Here is a 17,747-nt window from a genome sequence, read left to right on the forward strand (position 1 = left end):
GGCCCACGTCGGCTCTCGACACCCAGACTGGCAGAATCCGAACAGATTAAGGCTCGGTGGCGGCATCCATGCCGCCACACGGTCCTGCAAGCGGCGAGGACACCGCACCAGAAAGTTAGTCGGATGCTTTGTTGAAAACATGCACACCGACCATCTCCACTGGCCCTTGTCCGCCCACCGTCGCGGGACCTTACGCGGCATGGATGCCGCGTAAGAGCCTACATGGATGTACTTGCGGCGTGTCCCGCGATGGTGGGCGGGCAAGGGCCCTGCAGCCAAACAGCAGATCAGCCGCCCTGAAACTGATCTATCAGTAGTGTTCAAGACCCCTCGGAACACGCGGTAAACGCAGTCGTTTGGTAGCCGCTCTAAGACCCACGACCCTCAAGCACCCGCCGCAAAAACGGCACCGTGATACGGCGCTTGGCAGCCAGCGATTCGCGATCCAGCCGATCCAGCAAGGCCACCAGCCCAGCCAGTTCGCGCTCGCTATGGATCAGCAGCCAATCGATTGCTGCCTCGTCCAATGCCAGCCCCCGGCGTTGCGCACGATCGCGCAACACCGCAGCACGCCCCGCATCGTCGAGCACCGGCAGGCTGATGCGGATGCATTGCGACAGCCGCGAGCGCAGATCCGGCAGTACCAACGCCAGGCCATCGGGCATCTGCCGCGCGGTGTACAGCAGCGTCGTGCCGGCAGCGCGCGCTCGGTTGTGGAAATCGAACAAGGCCACTTCGTCGTCGCGCTGCCCGGCAATGGTGTCCAGACCATCCAGCACGACCAGGCTGCGCCCTTCCAGTGCTTCGAGCGCGTCGCGCAATCGACCTGCCGCCGCATGCAGCGGCAGATAGGCCGAAGCGCGGCCGGCCTGCTCGGCTGCCGCGCACAGCGACAACGCCAAATGCGTCTTGCCGGTGCCGGCGGGGCCAGCCAGATACAGCCAGTCGCTCACCTGCCCCGCAGCCAAGGCCTGCAATTGCGCGAGTAACCCCCCGGGCGCGGCGATGTAACTATCGAAGCGCTGATCGGGCGGCGCGCGCAACGCCAGTGGCAACTGCGGAACACTCACAACCGCTCTGCATCCTTGCCGGGTTCGACGATCACGCTGCGCTCGGTGGTACCCGATTGCAGCACGATGCCGGCGCGCTCGCCTGCGTACAGATCGCTGTGGGTGTACTGCTCATGTGCGTAGCGCAGCAACACGTTGGCCACCGCTGCCACCGGCAGCGCCAGCAGCATGCCGAGGAAGCCGAACAACTGGCCGCCTGCCATCACTGCGAAGATCACCGCCACCGGATGCAGGCCGATCTTGTCGCCGACGATACGCGGAGTCAGCACATAGCTTTCCAGCAATTGGCCGACCGTGAACACCACACCCACGCCGATCAGCAACTTCAGATCTAGGCCCTGCGCCTGCACCACTGCTGCCAGCAAAGCGAGCACGATGCCGGTGGTGGCCCCCAGATACGGAATGAAGCTGATGAAGCCGGCAATGATGCCGATCAGCAGCCCCAGATTGAGCCCGATGATAGACAGGCCGGTGGCGTAGATCACGCCCAGCGCCAGCATCACCAGGAACTGGCCGCGGATGAAGCCACCGAGCACATCGTTGGATTCGAGCGCCAGCCGGCTCACGGTGCCGATGTAGGCACGCGGGATGACCGCTGCCACGCGCTCGACCAGGCGGTCCCAGTCGCGCAGGAAGTAGAACGCCAGGATCGGCAGTAAAGCCAGGTTGATTACCCAGGTCACCATCGCAAAGCCCGAGCGCTGCACGTAACCGAAGAAGGTCTTGGCGGCGCCGCCGGCCTGCTCCCAATGGCTGCGGATCCAGTCGATCAGACGCTCCGGGTCCAGCCAGCCCATCAGCTCCACGCCGGTTTTGGCTTCCAGCCATGGAATCGCGGTACTGATCGCCCAGGTGCGCATCTGCGGCAGCGCATCGATCAGGGTCATGATCTGGCGCTCGATCATCGGCACCAGAATCATCAGCGCCAGCACGAACAACAGCAACGCCAGCACGAATACCAATGACACCGCCATGTTGCGCGAACGCCCGGCGCGCTCGATGCGATCCACCAGAGGGTCGCCCAGCCAGGCCAGCAGCAGCGCCAGCACGAACGGTGTCAGGATCGGCGATAGCAGCGATACCACCCACAACACGCCGACAATCACCGCCACCCATTTGAGGCGGCGCAGGAACAGGGCGATTTCGGCTTCAGGAGTCAAAGTCATTTCAGGCGGTACTCGGCGTGCTCGTTTTCGAGAATGATCGGGCCCTCGGTCGGTACCGAAACGGGTACCAACGGGCTGTTGTCGCCGAGCATACGGTTGAGGCCGGAAATGCCCGTGAGCAACTCCAGATCCACTTCCATGCGGTCGCCGTTGGCACTGACCGGGCGGATGCTGCGCACCACCGACACGTTCTGCAGCGCAGCCGAGACACGCAGGTAATCGTCGGCGCTGGCGATGCCGGTGATGACCGCGCGGTACACGCCGGGCACGCCCGAATCCACGCGCTTGGCGTAGCGCTTGACCAATGCATCGGCCGCGCCGTCGGCACCAGCGGCCATGGCGCGACGCGCATCACCGTCGCTGCTGGTCCAGCTGGACAGCACATTGCCGTTGTCGACGAAGACCCAATCGGCGGTCCAGCCGGCATCGGTGCGGTAGAGCTTGCCGATCAACTGCATCGGCGGGCTGTATTTGGCCGAGGCGCGCGACACCGCAGCGGTGTCCTTGCGCCAGATTGCGCCGGCCAGTGCCTGCTCGGCGGCCGCGCCACTTGGCAGGCCGAGCCGGTAGCCACGCTCAATGGCCCGGTCCAGCACGCTGCGCGCGGCATTGGCCTGGGTCACGCTGACCAGACGCGGGCCGCTGCCGTCGTCGATGGCCAACCACAGCACCGGCTTGGGACGCGGCAGCGGCCACACCGGCAAACCCAGCGCCGCGATCAGACTGTCCACATCGGTTTGCCGGAAGCGCGCCACCAGGGTGGTACGGAAGGTCGGCGCGCCGGTGCGCGAGGTGCCCTGATCCTGGCGGTAATCGTAGCTTTCGACGTAGTTGGGCGCATTGCGCAGCGCCTGCGACACCCCGGGGCGGCTCATCGCGCCGCGATCGCCGGACACCTTGCCCAGTACCGCGCCCAGCGCGCGCGCCAGGGCGCCAGGGCGATCGGACTCGCTCTGGCTGTTGACCGGTACCTCGGCATCGTAGGCACTTTGCGCCTTGGCGACATCGCCTTCGGTACGCAGATCGGCCTGTGCGAGGGCCGGCAGCACGGGCGCGGCGACCACGAGGGCGAGAAAGAAAGCGAGACTGCGGCGCATCGACGGTTCCATGACTTAAGCGTATCCGGGTGAATTGTTGCCCGAATGGGACGCCAGCGCCAACGTGGCTGCTAAAATCGCCGCCTTTACAGCCGAGCCCTCCCCGCCCGTGACCAGCCCAACGCCTTCCAATTCCTCGCCCATGACCTACCGTGAGGCAGGTGTCGACATTGATGCCGGCAACGCGTTGGTCGAACGCATCAAGCCGCTGGTCAAGCGCAGCTTCCGGCCGGAGGTGATGGGTGGCCTGGGCGGTTTTGGTGCCTTGTTCGACCTGTCGGGCAAATACAAGGAGCCGGTGCTGGTGTCCGGCACCGACGGCGTCGGGACCAAGCTCAAACTGGCGCAGCAGTTGGGCCGGCACGACACCATCGGCATCGACCTGGTCGGCATGTGCGTCAACGACGTGCTGGTACAAGGCGCCGAGCCATTGTTCTTTTTGGATTATTTCGCCACCGGCAAGCTGGATGTGGACACCGCCGCAGCCGTGGTCGGCGGCATTGCGCGCGGCTGCGAGCTGTCCGGCTGCGCCCTGATCGGCGGCGAAACCGCCGAGATGCCCGATATGTATCCGCCGGGCGAATACGACCTGGCCGGCTTCACCGTGGGCGCGGTGGAAAAATCGCAGTTGCTGGATGGCGCGCAGGTGCGCGCAGGCGACGTGCTGATCGGCATTGCCTCTTCCGGCCCGCATTCCAACGGCTATTCGTTGATCCGCAAGATCTACGAGCGCGCCGGCGCCCCGGCCGAGCTGGTGCTGGAGGATGGCGTCAAGCTGATCGATGCGCTGATGGCGCCGACCGCGCTGTACGTCAAGCCGATCCTGGCGCTGCTCAAGTCGCACGGCGAGACGATCCACGCCATGGCGCACATCACCGGCGGCGGACTGACCGAAAACATCATCCGCGTGATTCCCGATGGTCTGGGCCTGGACATCGATGCAAAGGCCTGGACGTTGCCGCCGGTATTCGCCTGGCTGCAGCGTGAAGGCGCAGTGGCCGATGCCGAAATGTGGCGCACCTTCAACTGCGGCATCGGCTTCGTGCTGATCGCCGCGCCCGAGCAGGCCGCCGCGCTGGACCAGGCGCTGGATGCACAGTCGCTGGCGCATTGGCGCATTGGCCAGGTAGTGACGGCGCAGGGCGATGAGCGCGTGCGGATCGGTTGATCCAGGAGACCTGCATGGACGCTTCCCCACTCACCCGGCAGTTCCTGCGCCTTCCTGCCATCGGCAACGTGCTCGACGTATTTAAGCCGGTAGTGCTGCTGCGTCCGCAGGTCAGGGCACTGTTCGTGCCTTTCACCGCTGCAGCGTGACACGCACTGCCCCATGACATCAGCGAATCCGACCGAATGAGTCTGCGTCTGGCCGTGCTGGCTTCCGGCCGCGGCAGCAATCTGCAAGCCATCCTCGATGCGATCGCCTGCGGCCGCCTGCAGGCAGAGGTGGTCGGGGTATTTTCCGATCGCCCGCAGGCGCCGGTCCTGCAGAAGGTGGGCGAGGAACGGCGCTGGAGCGCCAGCCCGCGCGACTTCGCCGACCGCGCTGCCTTCGATGCCGCGTTGGGCGATGCCATCGCCGCCGCGCAGCCGGATTGGGTGATCTGCGCCGGTTACATGCGCATCCTCGGCGAGCCGCTGGTGCGTCGCTTCGCCGGGCGCATGCTCAATATCCACCCCTCGCTGCTGCCCAAGTACCGCGGCCTGCACACCCACGCCCGCGCACTGGAGGCCAGCGATGCCGAGCATGGCGCCAGCGTGCACCTAGTGGTGCCGGAACTGGATGCCGGCACGGTGATCGCACAGGCACGCGTGCCTGTGCTACCCGACGACACCGCCGACCAGCTGGCCGCCCGCGTGCTGGCGCGTGAACACCCGTTGCTGCTGGCCACGCTGAACCTGCTCGCGAGCGGGCGCGTGGCGGTGCACGGCGACAGCGTCCACATCGACGGTCAGTGCCTGTTTACGCCACTGCGACTAGAGTCCGATGACACCGCACTCGCCTGAATGCGGATACGCCCTCCTCATCCTGCCTCGGACATCCTCGCGGGCCCCGTGCCCCGCTCTCAGCGCATGAACGTCATCCCGATCGCCGCCGCGCTGTTGACCACCGCCCTGCTCGCCCAAGCCGGTACCGGCCGTGCGCAACAGGCCCCTGCCGTGCCTGTGCCAGCGACTCCTGCGCAAGCTACTCCTGCTCCTGCCCCGGTTGCGGCGCCGCCGGCTGCGCCGGCCTCTGCAGCTGCACTGCCTGCCAGCACCTGGACGCCACCGCCACTGCAACCCTTCGTGGCGACCTACCAGGCGTTTTATCGCAGCAAGGAAGCCGGCGATGCCACCATGCAGGTCAGCCATGGCGAGGGCAGCCAGTGGCGCATCGACATGTCGGTGCGCGGCCGCAAGGGCTTTGCCAGCATTCTGGGGTTGAACCTGGAGCAGAGCACCGTGTTCCGGGTCGATGGCGACACCTATGTGCCGCTGAGCCAGAGCACCGTGCGCAAGGCGATGTTCTTCGGCAAGAAGGTCACCGGCGTCTACAACTGGCAGACCGCCAGCGCGCAGTGGGACGGCGATCTGAAGAAAGAGCGCCAACAGCCGATTCCGCTGCAGCGTGGCGACCAGAGCGCGCTGTCGTTGAACCTTTCGCTGATGCGCGACGCGCAACCCGGGCGCAGCCTGAGCTATCGCTACGTCGATGTCGGCCGGGTGCGCAAATACGATTACAAGGTCGCCGATGCCACCGAAGTGGTGCAGGTCGGCGACCTGAGCTACGACGCGTTGCGCGTGCACCGCGTCAACAGCGGCGACAACGAAACCATCCTCTGGATCGCCAACGGGGTTCCGACTCCGGTGCGCATCCTGCAACGTGACAAAGGTGAGGATCAGGTCGATCTGCGCCTGGTCGAATATCAAGGAGCCTGACCCATGAAATCCATTTCCCGCACGTCTTCGCTGATTGCCGCTGCCGCACTGGCCGTGGCCAGCCTGCCCGCACTCGCCGTGCAGCCGTTCCAGGCCGATTATTCGGCCAACTACATGGGCATGCAGGCCAACGGCACCATGACCCTGGCCGCGGCCGGCGACAAGCAGTGGCGCTACACGCTCACCATCCAGAACCAGCTGGCCAATCTGACCCAGAGCACCGTGTTCGAAGAGAGCAACGGTCAACTGCGCCCGGTCAGCAGCAACGACACCTCGTCGATGATGGTCAAGCGCCGCAACGTCACTGCCAATTACGACTGGAAGACCAGCCAGGCGACCTGGGGCGGCGACATCAAGCCGGACCGTCGCGGCCCGGTCAAACTGCAGCCCGGCGACATGGATGCATTGCTGATCAACCTGGCGATCACCCGCGACCTGGCCGCCGGCAAGCCGCTCAACTACCGCATGGTGGACGAAGGCCGCATCAAGCCGATGAGCTACAAGGTTGTCGGCAAGGAAACCATTACCGTCAACGGCAAGCAGGAACAGGCGACCAAGGTGTCGCGCGTGGACGGCGACAAGGAACTGATCGCCTGGGTGGTCAAGGACCTACCGGTGCCGGCACGTTTGCTGCAGAAGGAAAAGGGCCAGGACGCACTGGACCTGACCATCAAGGCGCTGCGCTGAGCGCGCCAAAGTTTCGACCAGAGGCTTCATTGCCAGCGTAGTTCCGGTCGTAAAGTTGTTTAGTGCAGTTGGTAGAGTTGTTTAGTGCAGTCAAATGCTTGCTGAGTCGAGGGCGCGGTGCCCTCGCCGCTCGCGGGACACGCCGCAAGTACGTCCATGTAGGCTCGGTGGCGGCATCCATGCCGCCACACGGTCCCGCAATCGGCGAGGACGCCGCACCAGGAAGTTTGCCGGCTGTTTTATTGAAAACCATGCACACCGACCATCTTGACTGGTCCTTGCCCGCCCACCGTCGCGGGACCTTACGCGGCATGGATGCCGCGTAAGAGCCTACATGGACGTACTTGCGGCGTGTCCCGCGATGGTGGGAGGACGAGGGCCCTGCAGCAAAGCCGCAGATCATCTGCTCTAGAAGCGANCTATCCGCATTGTCCAACTACTCAAAGCCAACCAATCTTTCGAGTCGGCGCGTCGTCATAGATGCAGTCAAATGCTTAGGTCAAAAGTCAAGTTAGTCGAGCGTGCGGTGCCCTCACCGCACCAGAGAGTTAGTCGGTTGCTTTCTTAAAAGCTTGTTGGTTGCTCGGCTTGCGTTGGAAAGCTGACCGAACTCACCGTTATCCGAACAACATGCATCGTGCATTGCTTGCACCATGCACACCGACACTCTCGAATGGTCCTTGCACGCCCGCCGTCGCGGGACCTTACGCGGCATGGATGCCGCGTAAGAGCCTACACGGACGTACTTGCGGCGTGTCCTGCGATGGTGGGCGGGCAAGGACCCTGCAGCCAGACAGCAGATCAGCCGCTCCACAAGTGATCTGTCCGCACAGACTGATCACTTGCCCCAAAGGTGATACATCCGCACCCACCTATCACCCCTCAGGGCTTGGCCGCAGCCTTGTCATCGCCAGTACTGAACACCGTGCGGCAATCCACGCGGATCTGCGCATCGGTGCTACGCCAATAGAACAGGTCGCAATGGCGCTTGCCTTCCACGGTCTTCTTGACCGCCACCGCATAGAACGACTGCGCAATCTCGTCGCGGCTGGCAGTGCCGTCGTTGTTCCAGTCCATGTCCTTGAACTCGACGCCTTGGGTGATCGCCATGCCCACCGACCAGGCGTAGGCCAGCCACGCCAGGATCAGCACGATCACGCCAAGCAACACCTTGCGGCGGGTGGTGAAGCGTCCGCGCAGGATCATGCGGTGCGCTGGATGGTCGCGCCCAGCGCCCCCAGCTTCTCCTCGATGTTTTCGTAACCACGGTCCAGGTGGTAGATGCGATCGATGGTGGTATCGCCGTCGGCGACCAGCCCGGCCAGGATCAACGACGCCGAGGCGCGCAGATCGGTTGCCATCACCGGCGCGCCGCTGAGGCGTTCGGCGCCGCGCACGATCGCGGTGTGGCCTTCGACCTGGATATCCGCACCCAGCCGCAGCAGCTCGTTGACGTGCATGAAGCGGTTTTCGAAGATGGTTTCGTTGATCACGCCCACCCCGTCGGCCACGCAGTTGAGCGCCATGAATTGCGCCTGCATGTCGGTCGGAAATGCCGGGTACGGCGCGGTGGTCAGGCTCACTGCGCGCGGGCGCTTGCCGTGCATGTCGAGCGTGATGCTGTCGGCGGTGGTGGTGATCGTCGCGCCGGCTTCGGTGAGCTTGTCCAGCACCGCGTCCAGGGTTTCCGGACGCGCGCGACGCACGGTGACGCTGCCGCCGGTCATTGCCGCAGCGACCAGGAAGGTGCCGGTCTCGATACGATCCGGCAGCACCGCGTGGTGCCCGCCACCCAGGCGCTCGACGCCCTGCACCACGATGCGCGGCGTGCCGGCGCCTTCGATCTGCGCACCGAGCGCGATCAGGCAGTCGGCCAGGTCGGTGACTTCCGGCTCCATCGCCGCGTTCTCCAGCACCGTGGTGCCTTCGGCCAGCACCGCAGCCATCAGCACGTTCTCGGTGCCGGTGACGCTGACCATGTCGAACACGTAGCGCGCACCCTTCAGACGCCCATTGCTGGTGGCCTTGATGTAGCCGTTTTCCACGTTGATGTCCGCACCCAGCGCCTGCAGGCCCTTGATGTGCTGGTCGACCGGGCGCGAGCCGATCGCGCAGCCGCCAGGCAGCGACACTTCGGCGTTGCCGTAACGCGCCAGCAGCGGACCGAGCACCAGGATCGAGGCGCGCATGGTCTTGACCAGCTCGTAGGGCGCGACCTGATGGGTGACCGAACGCGGGTCGACCAGGATCGAGCGGCCCTTGGCCAGCGTGCCCTCGTCGATGGTGACCTCGGCGCCGAGCTCGCTGAGCAGCTTCACCGTGGTGATCACATCGTGCAGGTGCGGCACGTTGCTGATCTCCACCGGCGCATCGGCCAGCAGGGTCGCGCACAGGATTGGGAGCACCGCGTTCTTGGCGCCGGAAATATTGACCTCACCGTGCAGCGCTTGGCCGCCGGTCACTACGATTTTTGCCATGGGATCTCAGGGAATCTGAAAAGGATGTCGGGGGGAATGAGATGGGTCGCCGGGAGCCTGTCGGGCGCTTGCGATCGAGGCGGATGAGCAGCCCGACCAGCCAAGACCCGACAAACGCTCAGCCTTCGTCGGGGGTCAGCGTCTTGAGCTGCAGCGCGTGGATCGCCCCGCCCATCAACTCGCCCAGGGTCGCGTAGACCATGCGGTGGCGCGCCAACGGTGCCTTGCCGGCGAATGCGGGGCTGATCACGGTCGCCTCGAAGTGCACGCCGTCGTCGCCGTGCACGTCGACGCGGGCTTCGGGCAAGCCGGATTCGATGAGTTTACGGATGGTTTCGGCGTCCAAAGGGCGTTTCCTCATAAAATGAGCGCACATTCTACTCTTCACCCGAGTCCCGCATGGCCGTCTCGCACCTGCCCACCGCCACCGTCAGCGACGCCAGCCTGGTCGCCAGCGGCCAGCGCGTGCTCGAGATCGAGCGCAAGGCGCTGGCCGGCGTAGGCGCGCGGATCGGCAGCGAATTCGCCGCGGCCTGCCGGCTGGTACTGGCCTCGCGCGGGCGTGTGGTGGCCACCGGCATGGGCAAATCCGGGCATATCGCGCGCAAGATCGCCGCCACCCTGGCCTCCACCGGCACCCCGGCGTTCTTCGTGCATCCCGGCGAGGCCGGGCACGGCGACCTGGGCATGATCACCGAGGCCGACATCGTGCTGGCGCTGTCGTACTCGGGCGAATCCGACGAAGTGCGCATGCTGCTGCCGGTGCTCAAGCGCCAGGGCAACTCGATCATTGCCATGACCGGGCGGCCGGCCTCGTCGCTGGCCCAGGCCGCCGATGTGCATCTGGATGTGAGCGTGTCCGCCGAAGCCTGCCCGCTGCATCTGGCGCCCACCTCCAGCACCACCGCCTCGCTGGCGATGGGCGATGCACTAGCCGTGGCGTTGCTCGATGCGCGCGGCTTCACCGCCGATGACTTTGCGCGCTCGCATCCGGCCGGCAGCCTGGGCCGGCGCCTGCTGCTGCATATCACCGATGTGATGCACAGCGGCGATGACCTGCCGCGCGTGCGCGAGGACGCCAGCCTGAGCGAGGCACTGATGGAAATGAGCCGTAAGCGGCTGGGCATGACCGCGGTGGTGGACAACGAGGGGCGGCTGATCGGTCTGTTCACCGACGGTGACCTGCGCCGCGCACTGGACAGCGACATCGACGTGCGCAGCGCCGGCATTGCGCAGGTGATGACGCGCAACCCCCGCACCATCGGCGCCGACCAGCTGGCCGCCGAGGCGGCGCGGCTGATGGAGGATTACAAGATCAACGGTTTGATCGTGGTCGATGCGCAGCAGCGCGCGGTCGGCGCATTGAACATTCACGACCTGTTGCGCGCCAAGGTGGTTTAACAGGTTCAGTTTCAAACGTTGGAACCCCGTTCTCACCGATTCGTACCGATGCCCTATTCCCCACTGCAGCACCTGCCCGCCGAGCTGATCGACCGCGCCGCGCGCGTTCGTCTGGCCTGTTTCGACGTCGACGGCACCCTGACCGACGGCCGCCTGTATTACGACCACGCCGGTAACGAGAGCAAATCCTTCAACGTGCTCGACGGCCAGGGGCTCAAGCAGCTCGACCATGCCGGCATCCATGTTGCGCTGATCACTGCGCGCGCCAGCCTGTCGGCGGAAAAACGCGGCCAGGATCTGGGCCTGCATGTGCAGATCGGGGTCAAGAACAAACGCCTGGCGGTGCTGGCCCTGTGCCAGGAGCACGGCCTGTCGCTAGACCAGGTGCTGTTCATGGGCGACGACCTGCCCGACCTGCCGGCCTTGCTGGCGGTCGGCCTGCCGGTGGCACCCGCCAACGCGCATCCGTGGATCGCCGAGCGCGTGCAGTGGCATACCCAGGCCCGTGGCGGCGAAGGTGCCGCGCGTGAAGTCTGCGATGTGGTGCTGGCTGCGCAAGGCCAGGTCGAGGGCATCATCGAAAGGTTCTCCGCATGAGCTGGAACTGGCGCACCACCCTGGGCGTGGTGCTGTTCGCCGCCGCCGTGATCTCCGGCTGGTCGGCCTGGCAACAGCGCGCCCGCCCGGTGGCGGCGGCGGTCGACGACTCGCGCGCCGATTACGTGTTGCGCGATTTCGAACTGATTGCGCTGGACAAGCAAACCGGCAAGGAATCGATGACGCTGCGTGCGCCGGAAATGCACCGCAACCGCGCAGACCAGACCTCGGACATCACCACGCCGGTGTTTCTGCTGCCCGACAACGCCAACCAACCGTGGACGCTACGTTCCAAGACCGGCTGGATCAGCCCCAAGGGCGACGAACTACGCCTGCGTGGCGATGTCTCCGGCGACAGCCCCACCACCGGCGCGACGCCGCCGACCACGTTCCACACCCAGAGCCTGGACGTGTTCCCGCAGCAGAACCTCGCCAAGACCGCCGCCCCGGTGAGCATGAGCCGGCCGGGTATCATGCAGAGCGGGGTCGGCTTCGAGGCCGACCTCAAATCACGCCAGTACAAGCTCCTTTCTCAGGTCAAGACCCGCTATGAACCGAATGCTGCCCGCTAAACTGGCGTTTGCCGCGCTGCTGCTGCCCGCCCTTGCGATGGCCAAGACCAGCGACCGCAATCAGCCGATGGCGATCGATTCCAACGCCAACGATTGCAACATGCTCGACGACAGCGGCAAGTGCCGCTTCAGCGGCAATGTGGTGATCACCCAGGGCACGCTGGAAATCCACGCCGACACCGCCGATATCTTCCAGAAAAACGGCCAGACCGACCGTGTGGTGCTGGTCGGCAAGCAGGCCACGCTCAAGCAGCAGATGGACGACGGCGCGATGATGAACGGCCAGGCCGACAACATCGAATACCAGGTCGCCAACGAAGTCATCGTGCTGACCGGCAATTACAAGGTCGACTCGCCCAAGGGCACCAACGCCGGCCAGCGCATGGTCTACAACACCAAGACCGGCAACATGCAGAGCGGCGGCGACGGCAGCCGCGTGCGCACCATCATCCAGCCGAAGAATGCGGCGCCTGCGGCGGCGACGCCTGCTCCGGCACCTGCGGCCAAGCCCGCCGCTGCCAAGCCGCAGGGGAAGAAGTAATGCTGGTCGCCACCGGTCTGCGCAAGAAGTACAAGCAACGCGAAGTGGTCAAGGAATTCGGCCTCACGCTCGAGGCCGGCGAAGTGGTCGGCCTGCTCGGCCCCAACGGCGCCGGCAAGACCACCTGCTTCTACATGATCGTCGGCCTGGTCGAGGCCGATGCCGGGCGTATCGAGCTGGACGGCCGCGACCTCACCGCCGAGCCGATGTACGCGCGCGCCAAACTGGGCGTCGGTTATCTGCCGCAGGAGCCCTCGATCTTCCGCAAGCTCACCGTGGCCGACAACATCCGCCTGGTGCTGGAGCTGCGCGAAGACCTGGACAGTGCGGGGCGCGAGAAGGAACTGACCTCGCTGCTGGAAGAACTGCAGATCACCCATGTGGCCGACCAGTTGGGCGCCAGCCTGTCCGGTGGCGAGCGGCGCCGTTGCGAAATCGCGCGCGCGTTGGCCGCCAAGCCGCGCATGATGCTGCTCGACGAACCCTTCGCCGGTGTGGATCCGATTTCGGTCGGCGAGATCCAGCGCATCATCATCCACCTCAAGGAACGCGGCATCGGCGTGTTGATCACCGATCACAACGTGCGCGAAACCTTGGGAATCTGCGATCGCGCGTATATTCTCGCTGAGGGGGGCGTGCTGGCGCAGGGGGCACCAGACGCATTGCTAGCCAATCCCGACGTCCGTCGCGTGTATCTGGGGGAAACTTTCCGCCTTTGAGTGCGTCGCCGCGACATCGATTTTCTCAGTCATTGCCTGCATGAAAGCCCGGCTTCAGACATCGCTAGGACAACAGTTGGTCATGACGCCGCAATTGCGTCAGGCGATCAAGCTATTGCAGATGTCCACCACCGAGCTGGAACTGGAAATCGCCGAAGCGGTGGAGACCAATCCGCTGCTGGAGTGGGCCGACGAAGCCGCGCATGCGGCCAGCGAATCACCGATCGCATCATCGTCGGCCTCCTCCACCGACGACACCCCGCGCGAAGACCCGACGCCTGCAGAGCGCGACGACGACTGGTCGCAGGACGAACTGCAGTGGACCGGCTCGGGCAGCGGCGGCAGCTTCGACGACGACGAGTCCGGCGATGCCGCCGAGCGGGTGGCCGAGTCGGAAACGCTGGCCGATCACCTGCTGTGGCAGTTGCATTTATCTCCGCTGTCGCCACGCGACCGCCAGATCGGCGCGATGCTGATCGATGCGCTGGACGAAGACGGCTACCTGCGCGAACCGCTATCGGCCATCCTCGAAACGCTGGCGCTCGGCGCGGCGGTGGACGAGGCCGAAGTGCTCACCGTGCTGCACCAGATCCAGCGCTTCGATCCGGTCGGCGTGGGTGCGCGCAATCTTGGCGAATGCCTGGCGCTGCAACTCGCCGTGCTCGACCCCGCCACGCCAGGACGCGAGTTGGCGTTGCAGATCGTCGCCGGCCCGCTGGAGCGTCTGCCGCGCAGCGGCGTGGCCGGGCTGGCCCACGAACTCAAGCGTTCCACCGTCGATGTCGACCAGGCAGTTCAGCTGGTGCGCTCGCTGGACCCGCGCCCGGGCAAGCAGATCGGCGACCTGTCGCAGGACACCTACGTGGTGCCGGACTGCGTGATCTGGCGCCAGCGCGGCGTGTGGCGGGCCTCGCTGGCCGGCCGCGCGCAGCCCAAGGTCACCATCCACCGCGGCTACGAGAACCTGATCCGCAGCTGTGGCGAATCCGATGCCGGCTATCTGCGTGGGCAGCTGCAGGAGGCGCGCTGGCTGCTCAAGAGCCTGGAAGCGCGCGGCGAAACCCTTCTACGGGTGGTGCGCTGCCTGCTGAAGCACCAGGCCGGGTTTCTGGAATTCGGCGCGCAGGCCTTGCGTCCACTGACCCTGCGCGAGATCGCCGGCGAGCTCGGCCTGCACGAATCGACCATTTCCCGCGCGATCGCCCGCAAATACGTGCGCACCCCGCGCGGCACCATTGCGCTGCGCTCGTTCTTCGCCTCCGGCATCGACACCGACAGCGGCGGCGAGGCCTCCAGCACCGCCATCCAGGCGATGATCCGGCGCCTGATCGATGCGGAAAACCCGCGCAAGCCGTTATCCGATGCCAAGTTGGCAGATCTGCTGAAAACTTCCGGCGTCCCTGTAGCGCGGCGCACCGTTGCGAAGTATCGTGAAGCCATGAACATTTCCGCCTCCCACGAACGCGTGCGCATCGCCTGACGTTGCAACCACCGCAACGCCGGCCTGTGCCGGGTTTGTCGGATCACCGGAAAGGTTCATTGGCCCACCGACCAATGGAGGTATCCGATGCGTATCGAGACGTATGGCCACCAGCTTGAAGTGACCCCCGCCCTGCGGGAGTACGTGGCAAGCAAGCTGCAGCGACTGCAGCGCCATTTCGACCAGCACTGTGAAGTTCGAACGCAGCTGGCCGTTCGCAAGCCAGACCACCATGTGGTCGCCACCGTCAACCTTCCCGGTCGCACCCTGCACGCAGATGCCAGCGGCTCCACCATGTATGCGGCCATCGACCTGTTGGTCGACAAGCTGGACCGCCTGGTGCTCAAGCACAAAGAAAAGAAATGTAACCACCACGCACGCGAGGTGCGCGACAATCTCGCATGACGCTTCTCGCTTGATGCCCTCATGCCTTTAACCGATCTGATGGCGGCCGTGCGCACCGTGGTGTCGCCGGCCGCCGATCGCGACACTGTCCTGCATACCGCTGCCGATCTGCTGTCCTGTCGTCAGGCCGGCGCCGACGAGCTCTATGCCAACCTGTGCGAACGCGAAGCGCTGGGCAGCACCGCCATCGGCCACGGCATCGCCATTCCGCATGGGCGCTGCCCCAACCTCACCGAGCCACGCGGCGCGCTGCTGCGACTGAACACGCCGGTGGCCTTCGGCGGCGATGAACCGGTGGATCTGATCTTCGCGATGGCAGTGCCTGCGCATTACACCCATCAACATCTGATGCTGCTGTCGGAACTGGCCGAGCGCTTCTCGGATGCGGAATTTCGCCTGCAATTGCGCGCCGCACCCAATGCGGACGCCTTGATGGCGCTGCTCATCGACGCGCCACCACCACAGGCCAGCGCCGCATGAATACCAGCATCACCGCACGCGAACTGTTCGACCAGCAGCGCGACAAACTGGCGCTGCGCTGGGTGGCCGGCCAGAAAGGCGAACACCGCGAGATCGAAGCCGGCAGCAACAATGCGCGGCGCCCGTCGCTGGCCGGTTATCTCAACGTGATCTACCCCAACAAGGTGCAGATCCTGGGCACCGAAGAGCTGGCCTGGCTGGACTCGCTGGATGCACGCCAGCGCTGGGAGACGATCGAGAAGATCATCCAGGTGCAGCCGCTGGCGCTGGCGCTCAGCAAGAATCAGTCGTGCCCGGAAGACCTGCGCGCGGCCGCGGACGAATCCGGTACGCCGTTGTGGATCTCGCCCAAGCGCGGCCACGAACTGCTCAATCATCTGTCCTACCACCTGGCGCGCACGCTGGCACCACGGGTCACGCTGCATGGCGTGTTCATGGAGATCTATTCGATCGGCGTGCTGATCACCGGCGAGGCGGGATCGGGCAAGAGCGAGCTGGCGCTGGAACTGCTCAGCCGCGGCCACCGCCTGGTGGCCGATGACGCGCCGGAGTTCACCCAGATCGCCCCCGACGTGCTCGATGGCACCTGCCCCGAATTGCTGCAGGACCTGCTGGAAGTGCGCGGCCTGGGCGTGTTGAACGTGCGCGACATGTTCGGCGACACCGCGGTGAAGAAGAACAAGTACCTGCGCCTGATCGTGCACCTGACCCGCCCGATGACCGAGCCCACCCCGTCCGGTTACGAGCGCCTGACCGGCGATTCCGGCAGCCGCCATGTGCTGGATCTGGACGTACCGCTGATCACCCTGCCGGTGATGCCCGGCCGCAACCTGGCGGTGCTGACCGAGGCAGCGACGCGGCTGCATATCCTGCGCACCAAGGGCATCGACCCGGCGGCGATGTTCATCGCCCGCCATAGCAACCTGCTGGAGCGACGCACGCCATGAGTACCGCGCCCTCCACGTTGATGATCGTGAGCGGGCTGTCCGGCTCGGGCAAATCGGTCGCGTTGAAGACCTTCGAAGATCTCGATTACTACTGCTCGGACAATCTGCCGGTGGAACTGCTGCCGGATTTCGTGCGCAGCCGGCTGCGTGGCAACCCGCTCGGCGATCAGCGACTGGCGGTAGGCATCGATGTGCGCAGCCGCAGCGATCTCACCCAATTGGCGCAATGGCGCCAGGCCGCGCAGGAATACGGCATCGAAGCACGGCTGCTGTTTTTCGAAGCCAGCGACGAGGCGTTGATCAAGCGCTATGCCGATACCCGCCGCCGCCATCCGCTCAGCCACCTCGGCCTGGCATTGCCGGAAGCGATCACCCGCGAGCGTCAGTTGACCGAACCGCTGCGCGCGCAGGCCGATGCCATCATCGACACCAGCGCGCTCAACGTGCACCAGCTGCGTCGCCGCGTGGTCACCGAGTTCGCGCTCGGCACCAGCGACCGGCTCTCGCTGCTGTTCGAATCCTTCGCCTACAAACGCGGCGTGCCGGCCGAGGCCGACTTCGTATTCGATGCGCGCGTGTTGCCCAATCCGCATTGGGACCCGGAGCTGCGCCCGCTGACCGGCCGCGATGCCGGCGTGCGCGAGTATCTGGACAAGGAGCCCGATGTGGTGCGCTACAGCGCGCAGATCGTGGACCTGCTCGACACCTGGCTGCCACGGCTGCGCAACGACACCCGCAGCTACGTGACCATCGCCTTCGGCTGCACCGGCGGCAAGCACCGCTCGGTGTATCTGGCCGAGCGCATGGCGCGGCATGCACGCGAACAGGGCTGGCCGGAAGTGGCGACGTTTCATCGCGAGCAGGATTGAAATCCCGGGAATCGAGAATGGGGATTCGGGAATCGTCAAAGCGGTGCCTTGCAGTTGTGTGAGGTCTGTAACCAGGGCGTCGCTGCAACTTCGCAGCGCATGCTGGTGCTGCTGCCCAACAGATGCGGACTGCAGCGCTCGCTTGCGGTTCGACACGCATCACGACACACCCCACATCACATGTCATCACGACACCGGCAGCAGCGCGCTGCCTGCACGCGTCATAGTCAACCTGTTGCAGCGCTCGCCTAAACGGCTATTCATCTCGCAACACATCGGTGCCGGCAAACGCTATCGCGCAGTCATGCCGACCTGTT

21 protein-coding genes are annotated in these 17,747 nt (G+C 65.3%); 15 read left to right on the forward strand and 6 right to left on the reverse strand.

Translation table 11 applies throughout. From position 1 onward, the window contains the following. Positions 1 to 368: 368 nt before the first annotated feature. Genes hda through XcyCFBP4188_RS13740 form a run of 3 tightly spaced genes read right to left on the reverse strand, consistent with a single transcriptional unit; the run spans position 369 to position 3,345 of the window. Positions 369 to 1,070 (reverse strand): DnaA regulatory inactivator Hda, encoded by a 702-nt coding sequence (gene hda, locus XcyCFBP4188_RS13730; protein ID WP_104592313.1) that lies wholly within the window; start codon positions 1,068 to 1,070, stop codon positions 369 to 371. Continuing rightward, complete coding sequence (locus tag XcyCFBP4188_RS13735) at positions 1,067 to 2,236, reverse strand: AI-2E family transporter (protein ID WP_006453205.1); 1,170 nt, start codon at positions 2,234 to 2,236, stop codon at positions 1,067 to 1,069. Before XcyCFBP4188_RS13735 ends, hda begins: the two co-directional genes overlap by 4 nt. After that, the gene (locus XcyCFBP4188_RS13740) at positions 2,233 to 3,345 is read right to left on the reverse strand and encodes a DUF2066 domain-containing protein (protein ID WP_104592314.1); all 1,113 of its coding nucleotides are present in this window, start codon (positions 3,343 to 3,345) and stop codon (positions 2,233 to 2,235) included. Before XcyCFBP4188_RS13740 ends, XcyCFBP4188_RS13735 begins: the two co-directional genes overlap by 4 nt. A 22-nt stretch (positions 3,346 to 3,367) precedes the next feature. Here XcyCFBP4188_RS13740 and purM point away from each other — a divergent pair, with 22 nt between their 5' ends. The 5 genes from purM (at position 3,368) to XcyCFBP4188_RS13760 (ending at position 6,942) form a co-directional block, all read left to right on the forward strand. Then, positions 3,368 to 4,501, forward strand: a complete 1,134-nt coding sequence (purM, locus tag XcyCFBP4188_RS13745; RefSeq protein WP_172839265.1) for a phosphoribosylformylglycinamidine cyclo-ligase — start codon at positions 3,368 to 3,370, stop codon at positions 4,499 to 4,501. A gap of 14 nt (positions 4,502 to 4,515) precedes the next feature. After that, a complete protein-coding gene (locus tag XcyCFBP4188_RS23585; RefSeq protein ID WP_267929414.1) occupies positions 4,516 to 4,650 on the forward strand; it encodes a hypothetical protein in 135 nt (44 codons plus the stop codon). Between the two features lie 36 nt (positions 4,651 to 4,686). After that, positions 4,687 to 5,340 (forward strand): phosphoribosylglycinamide formyltransferase, encoded by a 654-nt coding sequence (gene purN, locus XcyCFBP4188_RS13750; RefSeq protein WP_006453201.1) that lies wholly within the window; start codon positions 4,687 to 4,689, stop codon positions 5,338 to 5,340. 66 nt (positions 5,341 to 5,406) lie between these two features. Beyond that, complete coding sequence (locus tag XcyCFBP4188_RS13755; RefSeq protein ID WP_043911315.1) at positions 5,407 to 6,255, forward strand: DUF3108 domain-containing protein; 849 nt, start codon at positions 5,407 to 5,409, stop codon at positions 6,253 to 6,255. A 3-nt stretch (positions 6,256 to 6,258) separates the two neighbouring features. Further along, positions 6,259 to 6,942 carry a DUF3108 domain-containing protein gene (locus XcyCFBP4188_RS13760; RefSeq protein ID WP_006453199.1) on the forward strand — a complete coding sequence of 228 codons (684 nt, stop codon included), beginning with the start codon at positions 6,259 to 6,261 and terminating at the stop codon, positions 6,940 to 6,942. Between the two features lie 882 nt (positions 6,943 to 7,824). Here the strand turns inward: XcyCFBP4188_RS13760 and XcyCFBP4188_RS13775 are convergent. The 3 genes from XcyCFBP4188_RS13775 to XcyCFBP4188_RS13785 form a co-directional block, all read right to left on the reverse strand. Then, positions 7,825 to 8,148, reverse strand: a complete 324-nt coding sequence (locus XcyCFBP4188_RS13775) for a hypothetical protein (RefSeq protein WP_006449248.1) — start codon at positions 8,146 to 8,148, stop codon at positions 7,825 to 7,827. After that, positions 8,145 to 9,419, reverse strand: coding sequence for a UDP-N-acetylglucosamine 1-carboxyvinyltransferase (gene murA, locus XcyCFBP4188_RS13780; RefSeq protein ID WP_006449247.1), 1,275 nt, complete (start codon positions 9,417 to 9,419; stop codon positions 8,145 to 8,147). The genes XcyCFBP4188_RS13775 and murA overlap by 4 nt, the downstream gene beginning before the upstream one ends. Positions 9,420 to 9,537: 118 nt before the next feature. Then, positions 9,538 to 9,765: a BolA family protein gene (locus XcyCFBP4188_RS13785; RefSeq protein WP_016905061.1), complete on the reverse strand. Its 228-nt coding sequence runs from the start codon at positions 9,763 to 9,765 to the stop codon at positions 9,538 to 9,540. Between the two features lie 53 nt (positions 9,766 to 9,818). Between XcyCFBP4188_RS13785 and XcyCFBP4188_RS13790 the strand changes: the two genes are divergently transcribed. The 10 genes from XcyCFBP4188_RS13790 (at position 9,819) to rapZ (ending at position 17,430) form a co-directional block, all read left to right on the forward strand. Then, entirely contained in the window at positions 9,819 to 10,820 is a 1,002-nt protein-coding gene (locus XcyCFBP4188_RS13790; protein ID WP_104592315.1) for a KpsF/GutQ family sugar-phosphate isomerase, read from the forward strand. 48 nt (positions 10,821 to 10,868) lie between these two features. Continuing rightward, a complete protein-coding gene (locus XcyCFBP4188_RS13795) occupies positions 10,869 to 11,417 on the forward strand; it encodes a KdsC family phosphatase (protein WP_046933221.1) in 549 nt (182 codons plus the stop codon). Further along, positions 11,414 to 11,989: an LPS export ABC transporter periplasmic protein LptC gene (gene lptC, locus XcyCFBP4188_RS13800; protein WP_104592316.1), complete on the forward strand. Its 576-nt coding sequence runs from the start codon at positions 11,414 to 11,416 to the stop codon at positions 11,987 to 11,989. Before XcyCFBP4188_RS13795 ends, lptC begins: the two co-directional genes overlap by 4 nt. Beyond that, positions 11,967 to 12,530, forward strand: coding sequence for a lipopolysaccharide transport periplasmic protein LptA (gene lptA / locus XcyCFBP4188_RS13805; RefSeq protein ID WP_104550254.1), 564 nt, complete (start codon positions 11,967 to 11,969; stop codon positions 12,528 to 12,530). Before lptC ends, lptA begins: the two co-directional genes overlap by 23 nt. Further along, a complete protein-coding gene (lptB, locus tag XcyCFBP4188_RS13810) occupies positions 12,530 to 13,249 on the forward strand; it encodes an LPS export ABC transporter ATP-binding protein (RefSeq protein ID WP_006451272.1) in 720 nt (239 codons plus the stop codon). The genes lptA and lptB overlap by 1 nt, the downstream gene beginning before the upstream one ends. Before the next feature lie 40 nt (positions 13,250 to 13,289). After that, complete coding sequence (locus tag XcyCFBP4188_RS13815; RefSeq protein WP_006451271.1) at positions 13,290 to 14,729, forward strand: RNA polymerase factor sigma-54; 1,440 nt, start codon at positions 13,290 to 13,292, stop codon at positions 14,727 to 14,729. A gap of 87 nt (positions 14,730 to 14,816) precedes the next feature. Continuing rightward, positions 14,817 to 15,134, forward strand: a complete 318-nt coding sequence (hpf, locus tag XcyCFBP4188_RS13820) for a ribosome hibernation-promoting factor, HPF/YfiA family (protein ID WP_006451270.1) — start codon at positions 14,817 to 14,819, stop codon at positions 15,132 to 15,134. A gap of 21 nt (positions 15,135 to 15,155) precedes the next feature. Continuing rightward, the gene (locus tag XcyCFBP4188_RS13825) at positions 15,156 to 15,614 is read left to right on the forward strand and encodes a PTS sugar transporter subunit IIA (protein WP_006451269.1); all 459 of its coding nucleotides are present in this window, start codon (positions 15,156 to 15,158) and stop codon (positions 15,612 to 15,614) included. Then, a complete protein-coding gene (gene hprK, locus XcyCFBP4188_RS13830) occupies positions 15,611 to 16,561 on the forward strand; it encodes an HPr(Ser) kinase/phosphatase (protein ID WP_006451268.1) in 951 nt (316 codons plus the stop codon). The genes XcyCFBP4188_RS13825 and hprK overlap by 4 nt, the downstream gene beginning before the upstream one ends. Further along, positions 16,558 to 17,430 (forward strand): RNase adapter RapZ, encoded by an 873-nt coding sequence (gene rapZ, locus XcyCFBP4188_RS13835; protein WP_023904637.1) that lies wholly within the window; start codon positions 16,558 to 16,560, stop codon positions 17,428 to 17,430. The genes hprK and rapZ overlap by 4 nt, the downstream gene beginning before the upstream one ends. Positions 17,431 to 17,747 lie beyond the last annotated feature (317 nt).

Origin of the sequence: Xanthomonas hortorum pv. cynarae, assembly GCF_002939985.1 — a bacterium.
GTDB lineage: Bacteria > Pseudomonadota > Gammaproteobacteria > Xanthomonadales > Xanthomonadaceae > Xanthomonas > Xanthomonas hortorum_D.